Origin of the sequence: Pseudomonas sp. PDM27 (assembly GCF_019219205.1) — a bacterium.
GTDB lineage: Bacteria > Pseudomonadota > Gammaproteobacteria > Pseudomonadales > Pseudomonadaceae > Aquipseudomonas > Aquipseudomonas laurylsulfatiphila.
In genome coordinates this window covers 434,232-458,094 of the sequence record NZ_JAHUWF010000001.1, presented here as the reverse complement: position 1 = coordinate 458,094, position 23,863 = coordinate 434,232, and the positions used below count along the sequence as shown (strand labels likewise).

20 protein-coding genes and 1 pseudogene are annotated in these 23,863 nt (G+C 61.7%); 3 read left to right on the top strand and 18 right to left on the bottom strand.

The annotated features are described in order from the left end of the window. Positions 1-123 precede the first annotated feature (123 nt). From KW838_RS02155 to KW838_RS02110, 10 genes are all read right to left on the bottom strand, one after another. Complete coding sequence (locus KW838_RS02155) at positions 124-807, bottom strand: TetR/AcrR family transcriptional regulator (RefSeq protein ID WP_218500204.1); 684 nt, start codon at positions 805-807, stop codon at positions 124-126. Then, positions 804-2,432 (bottom strand): methyl-accepting chemotaxis protein, encoded by a 1,629-nt coding sequence (locus KW838_RS02150; RefSeq protein ID WP_218500203.1) that lies wholly within the window; start codon positions 2,430-2,432, stop codon positions 804-806. The genes KW838_RS02155 and KW838_RS02150 overlap by 4 nt, the downstream gene beginning before the upstream one ends. A 66-nt stretch (positions 2,433-2,498) precedes the next feature. Further along, the gene (locus KW838_RS02145; RefSeq protein WP_218500202.1) at positions 2,499-3,650 is read right to left on the bottom strand and encodes an acyl-CoA dehydrogenase family protein; all 1,152 of its coding nucleotides are present in this window, start codon (positions 3,648-3,650) and stop codon (positions 2,499-2,501) included. 18 nt (positions 3,651-3,668) lie between these two features. Beyond that, positions 3,669-4,757: an enoyl-CoA hydratase/isomerase family protein gene (locus KW838_RS02140; RefSeq protein ID WP_218500201.1), complete on the bottom strand. Its 1,089-nt coding sequence runs from the start codon at positions 4,755-4,757 to the stop codon at positions 3,669-3,671. 2 nt (positions 4,758-4,759) lie between these two features. Next, complete coding sequence (gene mmsB / locus KW838_RS02135; RefSeq protein WP_007978273.1) at positions 4,760-5,650, bottom strand: 3-hydroxyisobutyrate dehydrogenase; 891 nt, start codon at positions 5,648-5,650, stop codon at positions 4,760-4,762. Positions 5,651-5,739: 89 nt separating this feature from the next. Further along, complete coding sequence (locus KW838_RS02130; protein WP_218500200.1) at positions 5,740-7,248, bottom strand: CoA-acylating methylmalonate-semialdehyde dehydrogenase; 1,509 nt, start codon at positions 7,246-7,248, stop codon at positions 5,740-5,742. Between the two features lie 107 nt (positions 7,249-7,355). Beyond that, positions 7,356-9,059, bottom strand: a complete 1,704-nt coding sequence (locus tag KW838_RS02125; protein ID WP_218500199.1) for an AMP-binding protein — start codon at positions 9,057-9,059, stop codon at positions 7,356-7,358. A 288-nt stretch (positions 9,060-9,347) separates the two neighbouring features. Beyond that, complete coding sequence (locus KW838_RS02120) at positions 9,348-10,598, bottom strand: OprD family porin (protein ID WP_218500198.1); 1,251 nt, start codon at positions 10,596-10,598, stop codon at positions 9,348-9,350. Positions 10,599-10,771: 173 nt separating this feature from the next. After that, on the bottom strand, positions 10,772-12,421 hold the full coding sequence (locus KW838_RS02115; protein ID WP_218500197.1) for a cation acetate symporter: 1,650 nt from the start codon (positions 12,419-12,421) through the stop codon (positions 10,772-10,774). Beyond that, positions 12,418-12,747, bottom strand: coding sequence for a DUF485 domain-containing protein (locus KW838_RS02110; RefSeq protein WP_095966912.1), 330 nt, complete (start codon positions 12,745-12,747; stop codon positions 12,418-12,420). The genes KW838_RS02115 and KW838_RS02110 overlap by 4 nt, the downstream gene beginning before the upstream one ends. Positions 12,748-13,141: 394 nt before the next feature. Between KW838_RS02110 and KW838_RS02105 the strand changes: the two genes are divergently transcribed. Beyond that, positions 13,142-14,119: a LysR family transcriptional regulator gene (locus KW838_RS02105; protein ID WP_218500196.1), complete on the top strand. Its 978-nt coding sequence runs from the start codon at positions 13,142-13,144 to the stop codon at positions 14,117-14,119. A 701-nt stretch (positions 14,120-14,820) separates the two neighbouring features. Here the strand turns inward: KW838_RS02105 and KW838_RS02100 are convergent. The 5 genes from KW838_RS02100 to KW838_RS02080 all read right to left on the bottom strand — a co-directional run bounded on the left by KW838_RS02100 (position 14,821) and on the right by KW838_RS02080 (position 20,043). Then, the gene (locus tag KW838_RS02100; RefSeq protein WP_218500195.1) at positions 14,821-15,609 is read right to left on the bottom strand and encodes an SDR family oxidoreductase; all 789 of its coding nucleotides are present in this window, start codon (positions 15,607-15,609) and stop codon (positions 14,821-14,823) included. Positions 15,610-15,655: 46 nt separating this feature from the next. After that, positions 15,656-17,203: an amino acid ABC transporter permease/ATP-binding protein gene (locus KW838_RS02095; RefSeq protein ID WP_218500194.1), complete on the bottom strand. Its 1,548-nt coding sequence runs from the start codon at positions 17,201-17,203 to the stop codon at positions 15,656-15,658. A gap of 64 nt (positions 17,204-17,267) precedes the next feature. After that, positions 17,268-18,062, bottom strand: coding sequence for an ABC transporter substrate-binding protein (locus tag KW838_RS02090; RefSeq protein ID WP_218500193.1), 795 nt, complete (start codon positions 18,060-18,062; stop codon positions 17,268-17,270). A 44-nt stretch (positions 18,063-18,106) separates the two neighbouring features. After that, complete coding sequence (locus KW838_RS02085; protein WP_218500192.1) at positions 18,107-19,177, bottom strand: isopenicillin N synthase family oxygenase; 1,071 nt, start codon at positions 19,175-19,177, stop codon at positions 18,107-18,109. A gap of 14 nt (positions 19,178-19,191) precedes the next feature. Next, entirely contained in the window at positions 19,192-20,043 is an 852-nt protein-coding gene (locus KW838_RS02080; RefSeq protein WP_218500191.1) for a sugar phosphate isomerase/epimerase, read from the bottom strand. A gap of 416 nt (positions 20,044-20,459) precedes the next feature. Between KW838_RS02080 and KW838_RS02075 the strand changes: the two are divergent. Next, positions 20,460-20,579, top strand: a pseudogene (locus KW838_RS02075) (hypothetical protein); the annotation flags it as partial. 6 nt (positions 20,580-20,585) lie between these two features. On the opposite strand, the gene KW838_RS02070 reads toward KW838_RS02075, so the two are convergent. The 3 genes from KW838_RS02070 to KW838_RS02060 form a co-directional block, all read right to left on the bottom strand. Beyond that, the gene (locus KW838_RS02070; RefSeq protein ID WP_218500190.1) at positions 20,586-21,800 is read right to left on the bottom strand and encodes an aldose 1-epimerase family protein; all 1,215 of its coding nucleotides are present in this window, start codon (positions 21,798-21,800) and stop codon (positions 20,586-20,588) included. A gap of 171 nt (positions 21,801-21,971) precedes the next feature. Then, positions 21,972-22,457, bottom strand: coding sequence for a MaoC family dehydratase (locus KW838_RS02065; RefSeq protein WP_218500189.1), 486 nt, complete (start codon positions 22,455-22,457; stop codon positions 21,972-21,974). A gap of 60 nt (positions 22,458-22,517) precedes the next feature. Further along, the gene (locus KW838_RS02060; RefSeq protein ID WP_218500188.1) at positions 22,518-23,135 is read right to left on the bottom strand and encodes a LysE family translocator; all 618 of its coding nucleotides are present in this window, start codon (positions 23,133-23,135) and stop codon (positions 22,518-22,520) included. Positions 23,136-23,286: 151 nt separating this feature from the next. Between KW838_RS02060 and KW838_RS02055 the strand changes: the two genes are divergently transcribed. Beyond that, positions 23,287-23,739, top strand: a complete 453-nt coding sequence (locus KW838_RS02055) for an Lrp/AsnC family transcriptional regulator (RefSeq protein WP_095967251.1) — start codon at positions 23,287-23,289, stop codon at positions 23,737-23,739. Positions 23,740-23,863: the final 124 nt, after the last annotated feature.

The following is a 23,863-nucleotide window of genomic DNA, read 5'->3' as shown; positions in this document are numbered from 1 at the left end:
TTCCGGGGGGCGAAAGAGCTTTTTTTGGCGGCGCTCGTTCGGTTCACAGACTGATCGGCAGGGAGGCCGTCGCTACAAAGTCATCGGGCTGATGGCCAAGGCGTCGCTTGGCTACTGCATGCTTCATAAGCGCTGGAGCGTTGGTTTTTCCGGGCGGGTAAGGTCTGCGGCCTGAGTTGCACGCAATGCACCCTGCAGCGTACTCATCACCATTTCATGCAGCAGCTTGCGGCGTGCACCAATGCCGGCCTGGGGCTTCCCGACCCAGGCCGGCAGTTGATTGAGCAGGGAAACGATGCCGTTCATGGTCGCGCGCAGGGTGGCGCCAGCCGGTTTACCGGTGAGTTGCTCTATGGCCTCCACCAGGTGCTCCTCGTAGCGTCCGCGCAGGGTCAGGATCGAGGCCTGCTGTTCGCAACTCAAACAATGGAGGTCGTACTCAGCCAGGCGGAAATGCGCGGCCATGCGCTCGTGGAGCCGCAGGTGCGCCTCAAGCAGGCCGTGCAGTCGTGCAGTGGGGGCGGATTTGCGCCGGGTCACCAGGCTGGCGCCATCAAGCAACGCTTCGTAGAGCTCCTCGATCAGTTCAAACAGCAGTGCCTCTTTGCTATCGATGTGGTTGTAGAGGGAGCCGGCCGTGATCCCCAGGCAAGTGGCCAGGTCGCGCATGCTGACCCGGCTGAAACCATGCCTGGCGAACAGCTCGACCGCCTTGTGCCGCGTTTCCAGGTAGCGCGTGTTGCGCGCTTCGTCGACAGGCATGGCAAAAAGGGATTTGGAGGGCTGCATGTTGCTCATCCACCTCATACGCGAAACTGCCCCAACAGCCGATTGAGCTGACCCGCCAGTTGGCCCAGTTCCTGGCTCGCCGCGTTGGAACGGTCTGCTGCCTGGGCATTTTCGTGGGCCAGAGAGGCTGCTCGGGTCACATTCTGGTTGATGTCTTCGACCACGTGTGACTGCTCCAGGGTGGCGCTGGCGATCGAGGCGTTCAGTTCAGTGACATTGCGCAGCGCGCCGAGTACCTGGTGCAGGCTTTCAGCCGTTTGGTGGGCCTGTTCCACGGTTTGTCGAGCGGCCTGGCTGCTGGCATTGATGACATTCACCGCGGCTTCCGAGTTGCCGTGCAGGCGCTCGATCATGTCCTGGATTTGCGCGGTGGACTGCTGGGTGCGCTGTGCCAGCAGGCGCACTTCGTCGGCCACCACCGCGAAGCCGCGACCCTGTTCGCCAGCGCGCGCCGCCTCGATGGCAGCGTTCAGCGCAAGCAGGTTGGTTTGCTCGGCGATGGCGCGGATCACTTCCAGCACGCTGCCGATCTGGGTGCTTTCCCGGGCCAGGCTCTGGATCACCTCGACGGCCTGGCCGATGGTATCGGACAACTGGTCGATCTGGAGCAGGCTGGTGTCGATGTTGTTCTGGCCCCGACGTGCCTGCTCTTCGGCCTGGCGAACTTCGTTGGCAGCGTGCTCGGCGTTCCTGGCCACTTCCTGCACGGCGTAGGAGACCTCATGGATGGCGGCGGCGACCAGCTCCATCTGCTGCGATTGCTGCTGGCTGTGGTTCTGGCTATCGGCGGCGATTTCACCGAGTGACTTCGAAGCCTGGTCCAGGCTGTCGGCGGACTGGATGGACTGGCCGATCACGCCACGGAGCTTGTTGGTGAATACGTTGAAATGGCGGCTCAAGTCTGTCAGTTCATCACGCCAGCGGTTATCCAGATGGCGGGTCAAATCGGCTTCGCCGCTGGCGATGTTCTCCATGGCATCGACCACCCGCGCCAGTGGCGAGGCGATGCTGCGGGCAATCAGCAGGATCAGCGTACTGAGCAGCAGGGTGATCGTCAGCAATATGACGAAAGCCTGGAGCAGCTGGCGGCGGAATTCGACCTGCACGTCGTCGATGTAGATGCCCGAGCCGACAATCCAGCCCCAGGGCTTGAACAGTTCGACGTAGGAAACCTTCTCCACCGGCGCGTCGGAACCCGGCTTGGGCCAGCGGTAGTGCACCAGGCCGGCACCATCGCGTTTGGCCGTGGCGACCATTTCGTCGAACAGCGCCTTGCCGTCCGGATCGAGCGTGCCGGCCATGCGCTTGCCCTCGAGCTTGGCATTGGGGTGCATGACCATGCGCGTGTCGAGGTCTTCGAGCCAGAAGTAGTCCTGGCGGTCGTAGCGCAAGTCGCGCATGACCGCGATGGCCTGCTGCTGCGCTTGCTCACGACTGAGGCCCTGGGCTTCCAGGCTCTGGAAGTGGCGCAGGATGCCGCTGGCAGTCTCGACCACGTGGCGGGTTTTCAGCGCCTTGGCCGCATACAGGTCGTCATGGCTCTGCTTGAGCATCAGGCCGGCGAGAATCAGCAGCATCAGGATGGATGTCAGCAAAATCAGCCACAGACGACGGCTAATGGAAATATTGCGCAAGCCGGGCATGGGCAACTCCGCGAGAGGGAAGGCAGGTGAAAGCCGGAGGCGGCAGTCGCGTCCGGCTCGAGGGGGTCAGAGTGCGTAGTGGTTCAGTTCGCGGGCGATCAGCAGGCGCTGGACTTCGCTGGAGCCTTCGTAGATCTGGGTGATGCGCGCGTCTCGGTAGTAGCGCTCCACCGGGTAGTCTTCCAGGTAACCGTAGCCGCCATGGATCTGCATGGCGCTGGAACACACACGCTCGGCCATTTCCGAGGCGAACAGCTTGGCCTGGGAGGCTTCGGACAGGCACGGTTGCCCGGCGCTTTTCAGGCGCGCGGCATGCAGGACCATCAGGCGGCTGGCGTTGAGCCGGGTGTGCATGTCGGCGAGCAGGTTGGACACGCTTTGGTGTTCGATGATCGGCTTGCCGAACTGGACGCGTTCGCGGGCATAGCCCAGGGCGGCTTCGAAGGCGGCGCGGGCGATTCCCAGGGCCTGGGCGGCGATGCCGATGCGGCCGCCTTCCAGGTTCGACAGGGCAATGGCCAGGCCCTTGCCGCGTTCACCCAGCAGGTTGGCTTCGGGAATGGTGCAGTTGTTCAAGGTCACGGCGCAGGTATCGGAGGCCTTGATGCCCATCTTGTGTTCGCGTCGGTCGACCACGAATCCGGAGTTGTCAGTGGGGACCAGGAAGGCCGACAGCCCTTTCTTACCCAGTTGCGCATCTGTGACGGCGAAGACAATGGCCAGCTTGGCCCGCTCCCCGTTGCTGACGAACTGCTTGGCACCGTTTAGAATCCACTGACCGTCGCGCAGTTCGGCACGGGTACGCAGGTTGTGCGCTTCGGAGCCGGCCTGTGGCTCGGTCAGGCAGAAGCAGCCGATCGCTTGACCACTGACCAGCTGCGGCAGCCAGCTGTCCTGTTGCGCGGGGGTGCCGTATTTCAGCAGGGGGCCGCAGCCCACCGAATTGTGGATGCTCATCAGCGCGCCGAGGGCTCCGTCACCGGCCGAGATTTCTTCAACGGCCAGGGCGTAGGCCACATAGTCGGTATAGCTGCCGCCCCAGGTGTCCGGTACGACCATGCCCAGCAGGCCCAGCTCGCCCATCTGCGCCACCACGGCGTCATCGATCCAGCCGGCCTTCTCCCAGGCCTGGGCATGCGGCGCGACTTCGCTGCGGGCGAAGTCGCGCGCCATGTCGCGGATCATGCGTTGTTCTTCGGTCAATTCGATATCGTGCATTGCAAAGTCTCCTGCCGATCAGGCGGTGCGTACGGGCTTGCCGGAGGCGCGTTCAAAGTCGTTGAAGAAGGCTTGCACCTGGGCAGGTGCCAGTTCTGTCAGGGTTGGCGGGTTCCAGCGTGGGCACTTGTCCTTGTCGATGATCAGGGCGCGCACTCCCTCCATCAGGTCGCCCTTGTCGAACCACTGGTAGTCCAGGTGCAACTCAAGGGCGAAGCACTCGGCCAGGCTCAGGTCACGACCACGGCGCAACAACTCGAGCGTCGTGGCCATCGCCAATGGTGAGCGGCTGTCGAGCAGCTTCACCGTCTGCTCGGCCCAGTCTTGCAGCTCGGGGCGTTGTTCGCGCTGCAGCGCGGCGTGAATGGCCGGGACATCGGGCAGGGCGAAATACTCGTCGATCGCCTGGCGACAGGCCTTGAGCTCGGAACCGGCAAGTCGCTCGGTGGCCATGTCGGCGAGCAGGTCCTGCAAGTCTTCGACGGGCGCAGCGGTCCAGTTCAGGTGGTCGAGGCAGGCATCCAGCTCGGCCAGCCGTTCGCTGGGCAGGTAGTAGTCGGCAAGGTTCGCATAGAGGGCATCGGCGGCACGCACCTGGCAGCCGGTGATACCCAGGTAGGTTCCCAGTTCACCTGGCAGGCGCGGCAGGAAATAGCTGCCACCGACATCGGGGAAAAAGCCGATGCCGACTTCCGGCATGCCCATCCGCGTGCGTTCGGTGATCACCCGCAACGAGGCGGCCTGGGCCAGGCCCATACCGCCGCCCAGGACAAAACCATCCAGCAGTGCCAGCACTGGCTTGGTGTAGCCATGCAGGTACTCGTCGAGGGCGTACTCTTCCTCGAGGAACAGCTCATGCAGGTTGTCGCCGGCCTTGTAGCTGTCGTACAGCATGCGGATGTCGCCACCGGCGCAGAAGGCCTTTTCACCGGCGCCGCGAAGGGTCACGGCGACGATCTCCGGGTTCTGCTCCCACGCCCACAGGTGCCGGCAGAGCAGGCGCACCATGGGCAGGTCCAGGGTGTTCAACGCGCTTGGCCGATTCAGTGTCAGGTGGCCGACACGGTTGCGTACGCTGGCCAGCACCGGGGCTTGCTGCTCGCTCATGTTCAGGCTTCTCCGCGGAACAGGTTGATGATGGCGGAGAAATCCAGACCGCCGTTACCTTGCAGGCTGAAGGTCTGGTACAGCTGCTGGGCTACGGCACCGAGCGCGACCGGTTGGCGCGCGTGCCGGGCCGCTTCAGTGGCCAGGCCCAGGTCCTTGAGCATCAGGTCGCTGCCAAAGCCGCCGCTGTAGCCCCGTGAGGCGGGCGCGTTTTCCAGTACGCCCGGGAACGGATTGTTGACCTCCGAGCTCCAGCAGCGACCGGTGGAGGTGTTGATGATCCCGGCCAGCACCTTGGCGTCGATCCCGAGGGCTACACCCAGGGCCATGGCTTCGGCGACACCGACCATGGAGATGCCGAGCAGCATGTTGTTGGCGATCTTGGCCACTTGGCCGTTGCCTGCTGCGCCGCAGTGCACGATGTTCTTGCCCATCGCCGAGAGGATCGGCAGGGCCTGGTCGAACACGCTGTCCGGGCCACCGACCATAAAGGTCAGGGTGCCTGCCGCCGCACCGCCGGTGCCACCGGATACCGGCGCGTCGAGCATCGGGTTGCCTTGGGCGAGGGCGTATTTGGCCACCTCGCGGGTGCTCAGCGGGTCGATGGTCGAACTGTCGATCAACAGCACGCCCGGGCCGATATTGGCCAGCAGTCCATCCTTGCCGCGATAGACCTGCTTCACGTGCTCGGCGGTCGGCAGCATGGTGATGATCACCTCAACCCTGGCCTTGGCCACGGCCGCGGGTGAGTCGGCGGCGCTGGCGCCGGCCTCCACCAGGGCGGCGACCGCCTGGGGGAAGGGATCGAAGACGGTCAGACTGTGGCCGGCCTTGAGCAGGTTGCGGGCCATTGGGCCGCCCATGTTGCCGAGGCCGAGAAATCCGATATGCATGTTGGCTACCTTTTACGAGTGGGGGCAGTGGCGCAGGAAACCCTGCGCGCGCTTGTCGTCGGCCGACGCAAGGCGCCGGCCGGCAAAGGTCATTTCAGGGTGATGGTGGTGTTCACCGCGCCGCCGGTGTCGTCCTCGTCGAACCAGCGCTGGGTGATCGTCTTGGTCTGGGTGTAGAAGGTCACCACTTGCTTGCCGTAGGGGCCCAGGTCGCCCAGCTTGGAGGCGCGCGAACCGGAGAAGGAGAACAGCGGGACCGGTACCGGGATTGGCACGTTGATGCCGACCTGGCCGACGTCGATCTCTTCCTGGAAGTGCCGCGCGGCAGCGCCGGAGCGGGTGAACAGGGCCGTGCCGTTGCCGTTCGGGTTGGCGTTGATGATCTCGATCGCCTCCTCCAGGTTGGCGGCGTGCATGACGCACAGCACCGGGCCGAAGATCTCTTCGCGGTACACCGACATTTGCGCGGTGACGCCGGAGAAAATGGTCGGGCCGACGAAGTTGCCGTCCTGGTAGCCCGGCACGCTCGGGTTGCGCCCATCCAGTTCGAGGCGGGCGCCTTCTTCGATGCCACTGGCGATCAAACCGTTGACGCGCTCCAGGGCGGCGCAGGAAATCACCGGGCCGATGTCGGTGCCCGGCTCGGTGCCGCCATTGATCTTGAGAGTCTTGGTTCGTTCGATCAGGTCCGGCAGCCAGGTCTGCGCTTCACCCACCAGGATCACCACTGGCAGGGCCATGCAGCGCTGGCCGGCAGCGCCGAAGGAGGCGCCTAGCAGGTTGTTCAGGGTCTGTTGTTTGTTGGCATCAGGCAGGACGATGGCATGGTTTTTCGCGCCCATCATGCACTGCGCGCGCTTGCCGTTCTGGGTGGCGCGGTTGTAGACGTGGGTGCCGACTTTGGTCGAGCCGACGAAGGACACGGCCTTGATGTCCGGGTGGTCGCAGATCAGGTTCACCGCGTCGACGCCGCCGTGGATGACGTTGAGCACGCCCTTGGGTACCCCGGCTTCCAGCGCCAGTTCCACCAGGCGCATGGTCACCAGCGGATCCTGCTCGGATGGCTTGAGGACGAAGGTGTTGCCGGTGGCAATGGCCATCGGGAACATCCATAGCGGGATCATCGCCGGGAAGTTGAACGGGGTGATGCCGGCGCACACGCCCAGCGGCTGCAGCAGGGTGTAGGTGTCGACGCCGTTGGCTACATTGTTGGCCAGTTCGCCCATCTGCAGATTGCCGATGCTGGCGGCGTGCTCGACCACTTCCAGGCCGCGGAACACGTCACCTTCGGCATCCGGCAGGGTCTTGCCCTGCTCGGCGGTGAGCAGGGCGGCCAGTTCCTTGATGTTCTCGCGGATCAGTTGCTGGTACTTGAGGAAGACACGGGCACGCACACCGATCGGGGTCTTGCGCCAGGTCTTGAAGGCTTGCTTGGCGCTGGCCACGGCGGCGTCCATTTCCTCGGCGGTGGCGAAGGGCACACGGGCCAGGACTTCCTGGGTGGCCGGGTTGACCACGTCGCGCCACTGGGTGCTGCGCGATTCGACGAATTCGCCGTTGATGAGAAGCTTGACGTTGGGAACGATGGAAGAGGTCATTTACGGGTCCTGCCTGCTTTCGTTGGGTCGAATGAGTCCCCTCGGCGTGGTTGGCCGAGTGGTCGGGTCTGGATTCGGGGGAGGGGCCGGCATGCCGGCCCCGGGGGTCAGCCTTTGAGTTGCGGGAAGTCTTCTTCGAAGTATTCCTGCGGGCCACGTGCGTCGCCCTGGCGACGTAGCACTTCCATTTGCCGCAGTTCCACCCGGCGGATTTTTCCGGAGATGGTCTTGGGCAGCTCGCTGACAAATTCGATGCGCCGTACCCGCTTGTAGGGCGCCAGGTGCTCGCGGGCGAACGCGAGGATGCTGCCGGCCAGTTCGTGACTGCCCTGTGCGTCATGGGCCAGGATCAGATAGGCCTTGGGCACTGCCAGGCGCACGGGGTCGGGGCTTGGCACCACGGCCACTTCCATCACCGCCGGGTGTTCGATCAGCGCGCTTTCCAGTTCGAAGGGGCTGATGCGGTAGTCGGAGGCCTTGAACACATCATCGGCACGGCCGACGAAGGTGATGTAGCCCTCTTCGTCGATCTGTGCGGTGTCGCCAGTGCGGTAGTAGCCGTCGCGCATCACTTCGGCAGTCTTTTCCGGGCTGTCCTCGTAGCACAGCATCAGGCCAAGGGGGCGTACGTCCAGCGGCAGGGCCACTTCGCCTTCGTTGCCCGGCACGCCATCAGGATCGAGCATGGTCACCCGGTAGCCCGGCAACGGACGGCCCATGGAGCCCGGCTTGAGTCGCTGGCCAGGCGTGTTGCCGACCAGTGCGGTGGTTTCCGACTGACCGAAGCCGTCGCGCAGCAACAGGCCCCAGGCATGCAGGATCTGCTCAATGATCTCCGGGTTGAGCGGCTCACCGGCGCCCACCAGTTCGCGCAGGCGCAGACGAGACTTGTAACTGGCCAGGTCTTCCTGGATCAGCATGCGCCACACGGTAGGCGGCGCGCACAGGCTGGTGACGCCGTAGCGCTCGAGCACGCCGAGCAGGGCTGGCGCGCTGAAGCGTGCGGTGTTGTGGATAAAGATGCAGGCACCGGCATTCCAGGGTGCAAACAGGCAGCTCCAGGCATGCTTGGCCCAGCCCGGGGACGAAATGTTCAGGTGCAGGTCGCCCGGCTGCAGGCCAATCCAGTACATGGTCGAGAGGTGGCCGACCGGGTAACTCTGGTGACTGTGCAACACCATCTTCGGCTTGGAGGTGGTGCCGGAGGTGAAGTACAGCAGCATCGGGTCGGTGGCCAGCGTGCGACCCTCTGTTTCGAACTGCTCGGAATGCTCGCTGGCGGCGCTGTGCGGGGTCCAGCCGGCGGGGGACTGACCGACGCAGATGCGGCTGCAGTCTTCACCCAGCCCGTCGAACTTGTCGACATGGGCGCTACCGACCACCAGGTGGCGGACATGGCCACGCTCGATGCGGTCGCGCAGGTCTTCGGGGGTCAGCAGAGCGGTAGCGGGAATGACCACGGCGCCGAGTTTGAAGGCGGCCAGCATGGTTTCCCACAGGGCGACATCGTTACCGAGCATCAGCAGGATGCGTTCGCCACGGCGCACGCCAAGGGCGCGCAGGTGATTGGCCACCTGGTTGGAGCGCGCTGCCAGTTGCTGGAAGCTGTAGCGTTGTTCGCTGCCGTCCTCTTCGACGATCCACAGGGCGTTGGCCTGGTTGCCCTCGGCCATGGCATCGAAGTAATCCAGCGCCCAGTTGAATTCGTGCAGTTGCGGCCAGCGGAAGTCACGTACGGCGGTGGCGTAGTCGGTACGGTGGGCCAGCAGGAAATCACGAGCGGCCAGGAAGGGTTGGCAGTGGTTGTTCATTGGAGGCTCCCAAGACGCGCGCGGGTACCTGAAAGTGGGGAGACGACGGCAAGCAAAGATAGCTTCACGGTGGGTGCCCTATTTATTTTTATTGGGACTGACCGGGTTCATGGCCAGGTGGTTGAATCGAGTATAGGCAGGCATAAATCAAATAAGAATGCTCAAAAAATCCCGTATGTTGTGCAAAAAAGCATGGGCCTGCTGCATCGTTGAATCGACAGAAGTGCACAAGGCGTGCGCTGTCCGCACCGTCAAGCGATGCAGGCAGCGCACGCCTTGTGCGGGGACTTACCAGAGCGCCAGGCTATAGCTGAGGATCAGGCGGTTTTCGTTGAGGTCGTTACCGAAGTGGGCGGTGCGCACCGTAGCGTTGCGCCACTTGAGACCGAGGTTTTTCAGCGGGCCGCTCTGGAGCACGTAGCCGATGTCGGTGTCGCGCTCCCATTCGTGGCCGTCGGGCTTGCCGGCGCCTAGGTCGATGCTGTCGCCGGATAGGTAGCGGGTCATGAAGGTCAGGCCGGGAACGCCGAGGGCCGCGAAGTTGTAGTCGTAGCGCGCCTGCCAGGAACGCTCGTCCTTGTTGGCGAAATCGTTGATCTGCACGAAGTTGACCAGGAAGGCGTCGGTGCCATTGACGTAGGCAAAGCCGGTGTCGCCGCTCATGCGTTGGTAACCGAGACCGAAGGCATGGCCGCCGAGGGCATAGGTGAACATGGCGCCGAAGGCATTGTTGTCGATGTTGCTGTGGCCATCGTCGGTGGAGCGGGCGTAGCGCAGGTCGCTCTTGAGCGTCTGGCCTGTGCCCAGCGGCAGCACGTGGACCAGACTGAACTGGTGCTGGTGATAGAAGTCGTCCAGGCCGCCGTAGTTGTAGCCCGTGTTCAGCCGCTCGTTCCACTGGTAGGCCAGGCCGGCGAAATTGAAGGCGTCGCTGCGGGCCTGGCCACCGACAATGCCCTTGGCGCCGGTGGTGGTGATGGTCATTTTCTCGTAGTCCGAGGAGTCGCGCTGGTTGACCCGATCCAGGCGCCCCGCATCGACGCTCAGGCCTTTGATCTCCTGAACATTCAATTGGCCACCGCGGAATGTTTGCGGCAACAGGCGCGAATCATTGGCCAGCAGCACCGGTAACTTAGGGGCCAGGGTGCCAAGCTTGAGCACGCTGTTGGACGCTTTGAACTTGGCCGTCAGGCCCAGTTCGCCATACTCGTCCTTGGCGCGCCTGGGCGGCTGGCTGTCGCGTTTGAGCAGGCCGGTGCCGGCGCGATCGGGGCTGGAATCGAGCTTGACGCCGAGCTGGCCGAGGGCATCGATACCGAAACCGACCGTGCCATCGGTATAACCGGATTCGTAGCGCAGCAGGAATCCCTGGGCCCATTCTTCTTGCTTGGACTGGGCGGCATTAGCCTGGCGGAAGTCGCGGTTGAAGTAGAAGTTGCGCATCTCCAGCCTGGCCGTGCTGTCTGCCAGGAAGTCGGCATGAGCCTGTGCAGCGAGGCCGCTGCCGGCCAGGAACAGAGTGAGGGTGGTGGGTTTCATTGGATGCCTTTTGTTGTTTTTGTTGTCGACGAGCCGCTCCCGCGCCACTTGGAGTGGCGAGGGAAGGGCGCTATTGGGGGTGTCCTGCGCCGAGCGGCGCAGGGCGGGTGTAAAAAAGCGCGAAGCAAAGGAGCGGACTCGCGCTCGGGGCGTCAGCCCCGGAAAACTCAGCGTCAGTGACTGCTGGCCATGGCAGCTCCAAGGCCGGTCTGGGCACGCACGAACTGGTCGGCATAGGCAGCGCGTTCGCGGTCGGCGCGTTCGCTGCGGTCAAGCCTGGAAGCGACCACTATGACCAGGAAGGCCAGTGGCATGGAGAACAGCGCCGGCTGGTCGTAAGGGAAGAGTGCCTGGGCATGCCCCAGTACGCCGACCCACACCGACGGCGAGCCGATCACCAGGGCCAGGGCGCTGAGCAGGCCGGTCAGGCCGCCGTAGAGGGCGCCACGTGTGGTCAGGCCGCCCCAGTACATGGCCATGATCAGTACCGGGAAATTCGCCGAGGCAGCGATGCCGAACGTCAGGCCGACCAGGAAGGCGATGTTCTGGCCTTCGAACAGAATGCCGAGGGCAATCGCCACGATGCCCAGGCAGACGGTGGCGATGCGTGACACGCGCATTTCCTGTTTCTCGTCGGCGCAGCCCTTCTTCAATACCGAAGCGTAAAGGTCATGGGAGATGGCCGAGGCACCGGCCAGTGCAAGGCCGGCCACCACCGCGAGAATGGTGGCGAACGCCACGGCCGAGAGGAAACCGAGAAACAGGTTGCCGCCCACCGCCTTCGCCAGGTGCATGGCCACCATGTTGCCGCCGCCGATCATGGCCCCGCCGAGCTTGCCATCGACGTAGTACTGCGGATCCGTGCCGACGATGACGATGGCGGTATAGCCCAGGACGCAGACCACCAGGAAGAAGAAACCGATGAACACCGTGGCGAACAGCACCGATTTACGTGCCTCCTTGGCGTTGGGCACAGTGAAGAAGCGCATCAGGATGTGCGGCAGGCCGGCAATGCCGAAGACCAGGCCGAGGGATAAGGACACTGCGTTGATCGGGTCGGCCAGCAAGGTGCCCGGGCCCATGATCTGCACGCCGCTCGCATGCACCGCCACAGCCTGGGCGGCCAGGGTCTCGAAGCTGAAGTCGAAGCGACTCAGGGCCATCAGCACCAGGGTGGTGCCGCCCGCCAGCAGCAGGACCGCCTTGGTGATCTGGACCCATGTGGTGGCGAGCATGCCGCCGAAGATCACGTAGACCAGCATCAACAATCCGACCACCACCACCGCTGTGCGGTAGTCGAGACCGAACAACAGCTTGATCAGTTGGCCGGCACCGACCATCTGCACCACCAGATAGCAGCACACCACGGTCAGCGATCCGAGGGCGGCGAAACTGCGCACGCGGGTCTGATCGAGGCGGTAGGAGACGATGTCGGCGAAGGTGTAGCGCCCCAGGTTGCGCAAGCGCTCAGCCATCAGGAAGGTGACGATCGGCCAGCCGACAAAGAAGCCGATGATGTAGACGAAGCCGTCGTAGCCTTTGGCGAAGACCAGGCTCGACAGGCCCAGCAGTGTGGCGGCCGACATGTAGTCACCGGCGATTGCCAGGCCATTCTGAAAGCCGGTGATACCGCCACCGGCGCTGTAGAAATCGGCGGCGGAGCGGGTGCGCCGTGCCGCCCACCAGGTGATCAGCAGGGTGGCGAGGACGAAGACGAAAAACATGCCGATGGCGTGCAGGTTGAGCGGTTGCTTCTGCGCAATGATGGGGTCGGCATGGGCCAGCACAGGGCTGAGGGCGAGAAGGGCGGACAGGCGTTTCATGCGCGGGACTCCTGGAGGATCTGCGAGCTGAGCACGTCGAAGCGGGTGTTGGCGCTGTGCACGTACCAAGCGGTGAGTAGCCAGGACAACAGGATGATCGTCACGCCGATTGGCATGCCGAGGCTGAGGTGGCTGCCGTCATACAGCGGCAGGTGCAGCCAGGCAGGAGCGAAAGCCACCACCATGATGAAGCTGTAGTAGATCGCCAGGACCGCGCCGCTCAGTGTCCAGGCCAGCAGTGCACGCTGACGCGCGAGGCGTTGGAACTTGGGGTTGGCCCTGACCCGTGCACAGGTCTGGGTGTGGTTCGGATGGTCAGTCGTCATGGTGCGGCTCCGCTTTTTCTAGTTGTTTTTGTTGTTCGGCCTTTTGAGGGGCGTACGGGTACCCGGGCAGCGACCCGATGCGGGACGCCACCTGAATGCTGATGTGCTGGAGTTATTGCCGCCTGGATGATCTTGCGAAGGAGAGTGGGCGGGGCAGGAGGGCGGGCCTGATCGGCTGCGAGACGAGCAGAGGATCGGGCCAACGGCACACGAAAAGCGTGACCGCGATTGCGCTGTTGCGCAGCTGTTTGTGTCCGGCGTGCAGGCCGGCGTTTATCCATGCGCTCATGCTGTCAGCCCTCGTTATTTATTATTGGGGAGGGGACTTTCCTGGCCGGAAAACGACGCTGGCCAAGTTGGGTGAGATGCGAGTATATAAGGGCATATTTCCCATATGTATTGGCAGAAAAGCCCGATGGATATGCAAAAACGCACAACGCAGCCCCCACTGAACTGGGACGACTTGCGTTTCTTCCTCGAAGTTGCCCGTGCTCGAACCGCCAGCGGTGCGGCCCGTCGCCTGGGCGTGGACTACACCACGGTGTCGCGGCGCATCCGTGCCCTGGAGCAGTGCCTGGGCGCCCTGCTGTTCGAGAAATCGCGAACCTCAGGCTTCGTCCTGACCGTGGAAGGGCAGCGTCTGGTCAGCCACGCCGAAAGCCTGGAAAGTACGCTGCTGGTAGCCTGCGAGCAGGTTTTTGGCACCACCGGGGGGCTCGCCGGGCATCTGCGCATTGGTTGCACGGAAGCCTTTGGAACCTGTTTCATCACGGCACAGATGAGTCACTTCCTCGAGCACTACCCGAATATTTCGGCGGACATTTTGCCGGTCCCGCACTTCATCAACCTGTCACGGCGCGAGGCGGATATCGCCATCACCCTGGAGCGCCCCGAACGCGGTCCATACGTGTGCTCGCGACTGTGCGACTACCGCCTGCGCCTGTATGCGACGCCGGAGTACCTGGCCAATCATCCGTTGATCGGAAGTCGCGAAGACCTGTCCGGCCACCCGTTCGTGACCTACGTCGAAGACCTGGCTTTCAGCTTCAAGCTGCTCTACCTGAACGACCTGATGCCTGGCGCCAACTGCCGCCTGCGCAGCACCAGCGTGGTCGCCCATTACCATGCAGCCCTGGAAGGGCGGGCGCTGGCCATCCTGCCTTGCTTCCTCGCCGGCCCCGATCCCCGTCTGTGCGAAGTGCTGCCGGGTGAGGTGGAGGTCACGCGACAGTTCTGGATGTATTACAGCGAGGACCTGCGCAAGCTCAAGCGGGTCACCCTGGTAGCCGACTATCTGCGTGCTTGTGCGGAATTGAATCGTCCGTTGTTGATGGGGGAGTCCCATACGATGCACTACTTGCCGTCGCCCTGAGGGAATGGGAGGTGTAGCTTTGCAGGAGCTGCCGCAGGCTGCGATCTTGCTTCTGAAAGTCAAAAGATCGCAGCCTCGTTGCACTTGACAGCTCCTACAGGAGCATGGCGTCTGCAGCGCTTTTTGTAGGAGCTGCCGCAGGCTGCGATCCTTTGATCCTGCTTTTGAAAATCAAAAAATCGCAGCCTCGTTGCACTCGACAGCTCCTACAGGAGAGTGGCGTCTGCAGCGCTTTTTGTAGGAGCTGCCGCAGGCTGCGATCTTTTGATCCTGCTTCTGAAAATCAAAAGATCGCAGCCTCGTTGCACTCGACAGCTCCTACAGGAGCATGGCGTCTGCAGCGCTTTTTGTAGGAGCTGCCGCAGGCTGCGATCTTTTGATCTTGCTTGTGAAAATCAAAAGATCGCAGCCTCGTTGCACTCGACAGCTCCTACAGGAGCATGGCGTCTGCAGCACTTTTTGTAGGCGCTGCCGCAGGCTGCGATCCTTTGATCCTGCTTTTGAAAATCAAAAGATCGCAGCCTCGTTGCACTCGACAGCTCCTACAGGAGCATGGCGTCTGCAGCGCTTTTTGTAGGCGCTGCCGCAGGCTGCGATCCTTTGATCCTGCTTTTGAAAATCAAAAGATCGCAGCCTCGTTGCACTCGACAGCTCCTACAGGAGCATGGCGCTGACGAATGGCATGGGGGTGCCTGCCGTCATCACTGGCTGGAGCGAACGGCCCCTCCGTCAATCAACAGGTTCTGCCCGGTCAGGTAGCCCGCATGGCTGCTGCAGAGGAAGGCACACAGCGCACCGAACTCCTCGGGTGAGCCGAAGCGTTTGGCAGGGATTTCGCGACGGCACTCGTCAAGGAATGCCTCACTGTCTTGCCCCATTTCGTGGGCAGCGGCGACCAGGTTGTCGCGCAGTCGATCGGTGTCGAACGAGCCAGGTTGCAGGTTGTTGATCGTCACATTGCGGCTGGCAATGTTTTCTTGCCGGGCCAGCCCCGCAACGAACCCCGTCAGACCACTGCGCGCACCATTGGACAGGCCCAGGCTTTCGATCGGGGACTTCACGGCGCTCGAGGTGATGTTGATGATCCGGCCAAATCCGCGTGCCGCCATGCCATCTACCGTTGCCTTGATCAGCTCGATAGGGGTCAGCATGTTGGCATCCAGCGCCTTGAGCCAGGCGTCGCGATTCCATTCGCGGAAATCCCCGGGAGGAGGGCCACCGGCGTTGTTGATCAGGATATCGAAATGCTCATGGGCCTTGAGCGCTGCCGCCCGACCCTCGGGCGTGGAAATGTCTCCGGCCACGGCGATGACCGTCACTTCAGGATTGATCGCCCTCAGCTGACGGGCTGTTTCATTCAGCGTGTCTTCGCCCCGTGCGGTGATCACCACGTTCACGCCTTCGGTGACGAGTGCCTGTGCGCAGGCTTTACCCAGGCCTTTGCTGGCGGCGCAGACCAGCGCCCAACGTCCTGCAATTCCAAGATTCATGCGTGTGTTCCTGACAGAAAGAAGCTCATGTAAAACGCTTGCCTGGTCATGCGTGATCCACCGCTGCAGACAGGTTTGGCGATCGGGCGCCGATGCCCATGAAGCGTCGTACCCTCTCGCCTTCAGCTTCGCAGCGAATGGTTTCAGGGGCGGCATCGAGTTGAATATTGCCGTTCTCCATGAAAATCACCCGATCGGAGATCGACATGGCAAAGTCCATTTCGTGGGTCACGATCAGCATGGTCATGCCTTCCCTGGCCAGGTCGCGGATCACGTTGAGCACGTCGTTGACCAGTTCCGGGTCGAGGGCCGAGGTCGGCTCGTCGAACAGCATGATCTGCGGTTCCATGGCCAGGGCCCGGGCGATCGCCACGCGCTGTTGCTGGCCGCCGGAGAGCTGGTGCGGGTACTTGTGGGCATGGGCCAGCAGGCCGACCTTGTCCAGCAGCGCATAGGCACGATGTTCGCTCAGCTCGCCCGGCTGGCCGTGGTACCGCGGTGCCAGGGTGATGTTGTCGAGGATGGTGCGGTGCGGGAACAGGTTGAAGTTCTGGAACACCATGCCGATGTGCCGCACGCCTTTGCGCAGGCGCGAGCCGTTGGGTTTGTCCGAGGCTTCGATGAACGTTTCGCCGAACAACTTGATGTCGCCGGTATCGATGCTTTCCAGGCCGTTGACCGTGCGGATCAGCGACGTCTTGCCGGAGCCGGATGGCCCGATGATCGAGACCACCTGGCCGTAATCGACATTCAGGTCGATACCCAGCAGTACCTTGTGGGTGCCATAGCTCTTCTGGATGTTGTTCAGTTGCAGGATCGGCGTGGTGTTGTTGCCTGCGGCTTTGCGCGCAATGTCGGGCAAGGCTTCGGCGCTGGCCTTGAACCTGGCAATGGTGGCCGCGTCGAGTGTGTGCGGCTTGCGGAAGTTCAGGTCCAGGTAGCGCTCCAGGCGCTGCAGGAAATAGCCGAATACAGTGACGATCAACACGTAGTAGACGCCCACCGCCGCCAAGGTTTCCATGACCAGGAAGTTGGTGGCATAGAGGCGTTGGCCGACCGTGAGGATTTCGGTCAGGGAGATGACCGAGACCAGCGAAGTCAGCTTGACCACCGTGATGTATTCATTGATCAGGGTGGGCAGCGAAATACGGAAAGCCTGGGGGATCACGATCAGGCGTTGCATGCCGAGCACGCCGACACCCAGCGCGCGCCCGGCTTCCTTCTGGCCCTTGGCCACGGAAATCAGGCCGCCACGATGGATCTCCGCCATGTACGCCGCTTCAGTGACCACCAGGGCCAGCAACCCTGCGTAGAAGGGGTTGGACAGAATCGGTCCGCTACCGGGAAACAACTGCGGCAGGTTGTAGACGAACACCACCAGCACCAGCAACGGGATGCTGCGGAAAAACCAGATGTAGACCGCTGCGGGAATGCGCAGCAAGGGCGATTGGGACAGCTTGGCGGTGGCCAGGACAAAGCCCAGCAGCATGCCTATGAACCAGGCCAGGGCACTGAGCTGGATGACCGTGACGCAGGCATTCCAGAAGTCCGGCAGGGAGAACAGGGAGAAGAAATACGACCAATCGAATTGCATGGGACACCTCGATCTGCCGCCCCCATGCAGGGGCCGCAGATAACCAGACTACAAGGACAGGTTCTTAGTTGGCGGTCGGTTCTTCCAGGCCATATTTCTTGAGGATTGCTGCGTATTCTCCGCTCTTTTTCGTTTCCTCGAAGGCCTTTTGCACGGCCTGGTAGGTTTCGTCGTTACCTTTCTTGACGAAGATGCCCAGGGTTTGCTGATAGATCGGATGCTCGGTGGTGATCACGACCCGGCCATTGGTCTTTTCCGCGATCATCTTGGCGGCACCGGCGATTTCAACCTGGGCCTGGATGTTCTTGGACAACAGGGCCTGGGTCACTTCGGGCGCCGAGGGGTATTCGCTGACGGTGATGGCGCCCTTGTTGTTCGGCACGCAGTATTCGTCGGACAGCTTCCTGAATTCCTTGACCCAGGTGGTGCCCTGTTCCAGGCCCAGCTTCAGGCCACACAGGTCTTCAGGTTTTTTCGCATTGATCTCGCTGCCCTGGGGCACCATGACCGCGGCACCGGTGTTGGCATAGGCGATGGTCTGCGCCTGGGTCTGGCGCTCCGGCGTGATGTACATGCCGGAAATGATCGCGTCGTACTTGCCGGAGTTCAGGCCCAGGATCAGGCTCGGGAACTTGGTGTCGACGAACTCGACCTTGGCGTTCATGTGCTTGGCCAGTGCCGTTGCCAGCTCGGGGTCGGAACCCACCACATTCTTGTCCTTGTCGTAGGACTCGAAAGGAGGGTAGGTGATCTCCATGCCGACCTTGAACGAATCTGCCGCGGCCATGCTCGCCGAGGCGCCGAACATGCCGGCTGCCAATACAGCCAGGCTCAAGAGGTTCTTTTTATTGTTTTTCATTTTTACTGACTCCGGCGTAGGTAGGGGTTAGCTGAAAACTTCAATCAGGACGGTTGCGCCTGATTTTTCAAATGTCCGAAACTGGCGGGCTTGCGTGCCTTGCCTGGCAGTTGAACGTCCCCGTTGGCCACCCTCTGGCGCAGATACTGATAGGTCTGCAGCGCTTGGCCATACATGTGTTCGCCGATCGTGATCTCTTCGTAGTTGTTGCCGGCCTGGGCGAACCCGGGCAGCGGTTTGATCTGGGTGTGGTAGTCACAGGCATAAAACAGCGGGAAGGAATAACGCTCCTCCTTCACGCTGCGCACCCGGTGCGCAGTGGCAACGAATGCGCCTGCCGTCATCACCTCCAGCATGTCGCCGATGTTGACCACGAAGGCATCGGCAATCGGTGGTGCATCGATCCATTGGCCAAGATTGTTCATCACCTCGAGGCCGGGTTTGTCGGCCAGGAGGATGGTGAAGCACTCGTAATCAGTATGGGCGCCAAGACCCGGTGCGTCATGGGCGGCACCGTCGAACGGGTAGTGGATCAGGCGCAGCTTGGACGGCGGACGGGTGACCAGGCTGTCGAAATAGTTTTCTTCCAGGCCCAGGGTCAGGGCAAAACCGCCGAACAGGCGCCGACCCAGGGCGAAGATCGCTTCATAGTAGGCCTGCACCGAGGCCTTGAAACCTGCCAGCTGCGGCCAGTCGTTGGGCCCCAGCAAGGGGGTGTTGGCCAGCACCAGCGGGTCATCGGCCGGGACTTCGAAACCGACGTCGAAGGCTTCCTTGTGGTCCGGCTTGCCCTTGGAATAGACCTCTTCGCCTTCGGGCACAAAGCCCTTGTGGGTTTGTGAGGTGCCGATGTAGTGGCGCATCTTGGTGTCGAGGGGCTGGTCGAAAAAGTCCTTGGCCGCCTTGCGCAGGTTGGCGATCAGTTGCGGGTCGATACCGTGATTGGTGATATAGAGAAACCCGACTTCGCTGGCGGCACGCCCCAATTGTTCGGCCACGGCCAGGCGGTGTTCCAGTTCAAAGCTGAACAGACCGGCGATGTTGATCACCGGGATGCTGTTGAAGTTGGCTTTGAGTGTGTCAGTGCTGGCGCTGTTGTTTTTATTGTCAGGCATGACGCATCGGCTCCCTAAGGATGGCTTGAGTGGTGGAAACGCTCGAAGTGTTTGCGCTCGGTCTGGCCCATCCACACGTTCAACGACCACAGGTCGGCGACCGGGACATTGGTGAAGGGCAGGTGATGCAGGTAGCCGTCGGCACCGAATTCCGGCGTCAGGGTGCTGACCTGGTAACCGCGGGCCTGCTGCGAGCGCCAGATGCTTTCCCAGTGCTGCTGATGGAAGGCCAGTTCTTTTGCATATTCGGGCGCCGCCGGGTGCGGAACCTGCGGCCCCTGGTCATAACCGACCCGGGCCTGGATATGGTGAACCCGCTCGATGAACGCGCTCAGGTCATCGGCCGGATCATTCAACAGACGCTCGCAGGTCACGACCCAATGGCTGATGTCACTGGTGAACAGCAGATCGGGCAGTTGCCGGATCAACTCCAGGGTCACCCAGGGGTTGAACAGCGAACGCGAGCGATGGGTTTCGAAACTGCAGACCTGACCGTGCTTGCGCGCCAGGTCCAGCGCCTGGCCAAAAAACTCCACCTGTTGCGGCAAGGACCAACGGTCGTTGCCCGCCAGTACGTTGACGAAGCGCGGGGAGAGTTCAGCGGCCCAGGCGAGCTTCTGGTCGAGGTCATTGAGGTGGACAGCAGGCGTTGCCGACTGATCCGGCAGCACGTCGTAGGCACTGAACACGGTGCTGATATAGCCCAGGCGGTTGGCCTGGAGAAAGGCGCCAAACTCAGCCCGTTCGCGGGCGTCCAGTGGCAGGCGCGCTTCCATGCCATCAAAGCCCGCTTGCAGCAACTCCTCGAGCGCCTGAGCCTTGCTGGCGGTGTAACCCCACAGCGTACGGAAAATTTCCAGCTTCATCGGTGATCCTCAAAAATCCCAGGGCCTGCTGCAAAAGCACTTCGACGGCACCAGGCGGCTGAGCGATCAATGGTCGGTGGCGGCAGAGGATTTCGAAACCGGATCCCTGCGTAACCTGATTCCACTGAGCGATGCCGAGGCTGGTTCGCTGTGGAGCCGATGTTAGGCACAGGCCGCGCGGTGGAAGAATCCGAAAGTTCAAATGAATACTTCAGACTTTCGTCAACCAATAGCTGGCTATTTATCCCGCTGGCAAGGAGGGGTTTTGTGGGTGAGTGCGTGTCTACGTTGGGTGTTGGCGAGGGGTGCCTTTACTACGACATCATTTTGAAGACTGCCAAGCGACGTCGGGCCGCGAGGTGGGCTAGCCGATTGCTGACTGTTGCATCGACCGGTTGAATCCACAGCCAAGAGCGTTGCGAGCAGCCCATCGAGTGTTCAAGGTCGCGCGCACGCTGGCGGACCCTGAACAAGCCGACGGGATCAGACGCGAACATTTGGACGAGGCGCTGCAATATCGATCGACAATGCTCTAGCCGGTGTCACCCCTTGGTCAGATCAACCAACGGCGTCTGCCGCACCTCTGTCTCCCGCCCGCCCTGAATCTCGCTCACCTGCTTCAAGGCTTTGTCCACAGCCACCTTATCCGCCAACAAGCTGTAGCTGATGCGGAACTGCTTGTGTTCCTTCGGCCCAATTGTCGGTACCAGGTTCAGTGGCCGCTGATAACGGCGGTTGTAGGAAAAACTTGTCCCCGGCTCCAGCCCCGTGACATAGCCCTGGCCTTGGGTGTCGGTGTTTTTCCATAGGGAAAACACCGGCAGTGTCTGAGTGTTGAAGCCGACCGAAACGCCCAGGCTGCCGGACTTGTTATGCAACACGGTCAACGTATCGCCCTTGGCATCGGCATACGGCACCACGTTGTAAACCGTTTCGTCGTAGTCCTTGGTCGGTGCGCGGTAGGTTTGCCAGTCGGGCAGATCGCCCTTGGCCTTGTCGTTGAACGGCGACACCTGTTTCACCGGCGCGGCGAAACGAGCGCCTTGCTCCAGGAACGGGGTGCTGAAGTTACTGTGATACAGCGCCTGGTATTCCTTCGGATAGTCGCCGTCGTTGGTCAGGGTATCGTTGAGGGCGAACACTACGCTTCCGGGTTCGGTGACCAGTTCGGTCGCGACGGAGAAGTCGACCTTCTTGAACGCCTGCTCTTTCAGTTCGCCACGCAGGGTGATGGCGTACGGTGGTTTTTCATCGATGTGCAGGGTGACTTTGTTCGCAGGAATGTTGGCGGCCCGACCGTGCAGGGTCAGCAGTTCGCCATTGTCGACGCCGGGGTGGCCGACCCATTCGTATCCGCAGCGGGTGACCAGCTCATTGAAACCTTCCAACCAGCCCAGACCACCGCGGCCATTGAGTTCGATGAAGGACGGATTGACCACTTCCTTGACCGGCGAATCCCAGCCCATGCGCACATTGCCGACCGAGGCCTGCAAGACGTTCATTCCGCGAGTCGGCACTACCGAGAGTTTCATCGTACCGTTATCGATGTCGACGATGCTGACGCCCTCCTGCCGACCGCCGTGCAAAGTGCGCAGGGTAACGCTGAAGGGGTTGTCGGTTTTTATGCCGAGTTGCTGGCTGGTGATCTGCCAGTTCTGGGCGGCTTTGTCGGTGTCGAGCAGAACGTAATCCCAGGCCATGGCGTGGGAGGCAGCGGACAGTGCGCTGAGGGCAACAAAGAGTTTGAGCGGGGTCATGGCAGCAGCCTTTCTTGGAGTTGGGCCATTTTTATAGACTTGAAGAAACGTTTCAGCAAGCTTAAAAAGCGGTAAAGCGCCGGCAAATGCCACGAATGATTTGGAACAAATCGGGAAATTGAGTCGGCAGGCACACGAAGGGGGCACCCTTTGTCCCCCATTCCAAGGACATCAAGTCATGGTCACGGCAGCTCCGTTAGTGTGATCGCCTTCAGCAAGCATTTGCTTAAGGCGTTCACGCTCTTTGGCTCCAGGCAGGACGCCAGTCGTCGTTGCCTCCAGCATCGTGATTCCCTGCGCGTCGAGTATCCTGACTTCGGCTTTTGCGTGACCACGTTCATCGATGTCGACGATGAGCCAGTGGCAGGTGATGGGTTCATCTGCATAAACCGGTTGTTTGAACTCGAAACTCATCCCTGTCGCCAGCCAGCCGATTTGCCCGCCAATTTCGGTGACGAGGCTGGCGGTCAGAAGGCCATGGGCAATGGGCGCCTTGAACCTGCGCAGTTGCGCGTAGCGCGCATCGCAGTGAACGGGGTTGTAGTCTCGAGAGATTTGCGCGAACTGACGAATGTCATCCTCTGTAAAACAGCGGACTATGGTGAACCGGTCACCGACCTGGAGACCTTCGGCGGCACGTTCTCTCGGGCTTTTCATAAGCGCTCCCTGGTTCGGTGAAGCAGTGGCTAAAACGTAAAATGTTTTGCTGATAAAGGATCAACCGCGGGCCTGTTCGATCAGCAGCACCAGCGCGATGATGATCATGGCGGCTCCAGAAAATCGGCTGACTCGTTGAGCGGCCGCAGGGCGCGCCCGAAGAATAACTTGCGAGCCAAATCCCACCAGCAGGTAGATCACGCCACAACTGACAGTGTGGACGAGTCCCAGCGCAATCATTTGCATCGGTACGGGCCAGGGAGCGGTCGCGTCGGCAAATTGAGGCAAGAGCGCCAGGAACAGCAGGAACACTTTCGGATTCAGCCCGCTCACGCAAAGCCCCTTGAGCGCCCAGCGCTTCCATGAGCCCGACGCCTGAGTTTCATCCGCGTGAGGTGTAGTAGGGCGGGCAAGCATGTTGGCGCCCAACCAAAGCAGGTAACACGCTCCGGCAATCGTGAGCCCCCACAAGGCCACAGGATGGTTGGCGACCAATGTGCCCACACCGCCGGCAACAATCATGGTGGCGATCAAATGGCCGGATAACAGGCCGCCCACTGCGGGCAGGACGACCCGATGCTTCAACCCTGCCGAAATCGCGTAGGCCCAATCGGCGCCCGGCGTGACGATGAACAGGATCGATACAGCCCAGAACGCAACGAAAACGCTAAAGGTCATGACGCTACCTACTCCTTGAATCAACGGCCGCATCTGCATCGTTTCGAGCGCTGCGCGGCAATGAATGATTGAAGGAAGAATAATGAAATCTTGTTAGAATTTACTTTCAAAGATGGTCATCAGAACGGCTCTGACTAGGAGATTCTTCTAAATGGACAGGATTGATCGAAAAATTCTTTCCGAGCTACAAAAGGATGGTCGCCTGTCGGTCACCGAACTGGCCGAGCGCGTGGGCCTGAGCCTTTCCCCGTGCCATCGGCGAGTCAGGGCCTTGGAGGAGTCTGGAGTGTTGCTGGGTTATCGCGCACGACTGGACCCCGGCGCACTCGGCCTGAACTTTTCCGCCATGGTGTTTGCCACGCTTCGCGAGGGTGACCGGCAAGCGGTCGAAGCTTTTGAAACTGCGCTCGTCGAAATACCCCAGGTGGTCGATGCCCAGCGTCTGTTTGGGGAGCCGGACTACCTGCTGCACGTGGTAACCCAGGATCTGCCGGCCTTCCAGAGGCTTTACGATGAGAGCCTCTCGACGTTACCCAACGTGCAACGGCTGACCTCGACGCTCGTCATGAAGCGGGTCGTCCAGGACAGGCCCCTTCCTTTCTGATGGGCAGGGTGCATGTGGTTCTTCATGAGCGTCGGTAGCGACCGCTTTTGGCCGTTCCATGCCGGTCACGGCTGGCTGCTTTTGGCGGCAGCCCTCTCGACTCATGGCTGTCAATCCCCCAAGG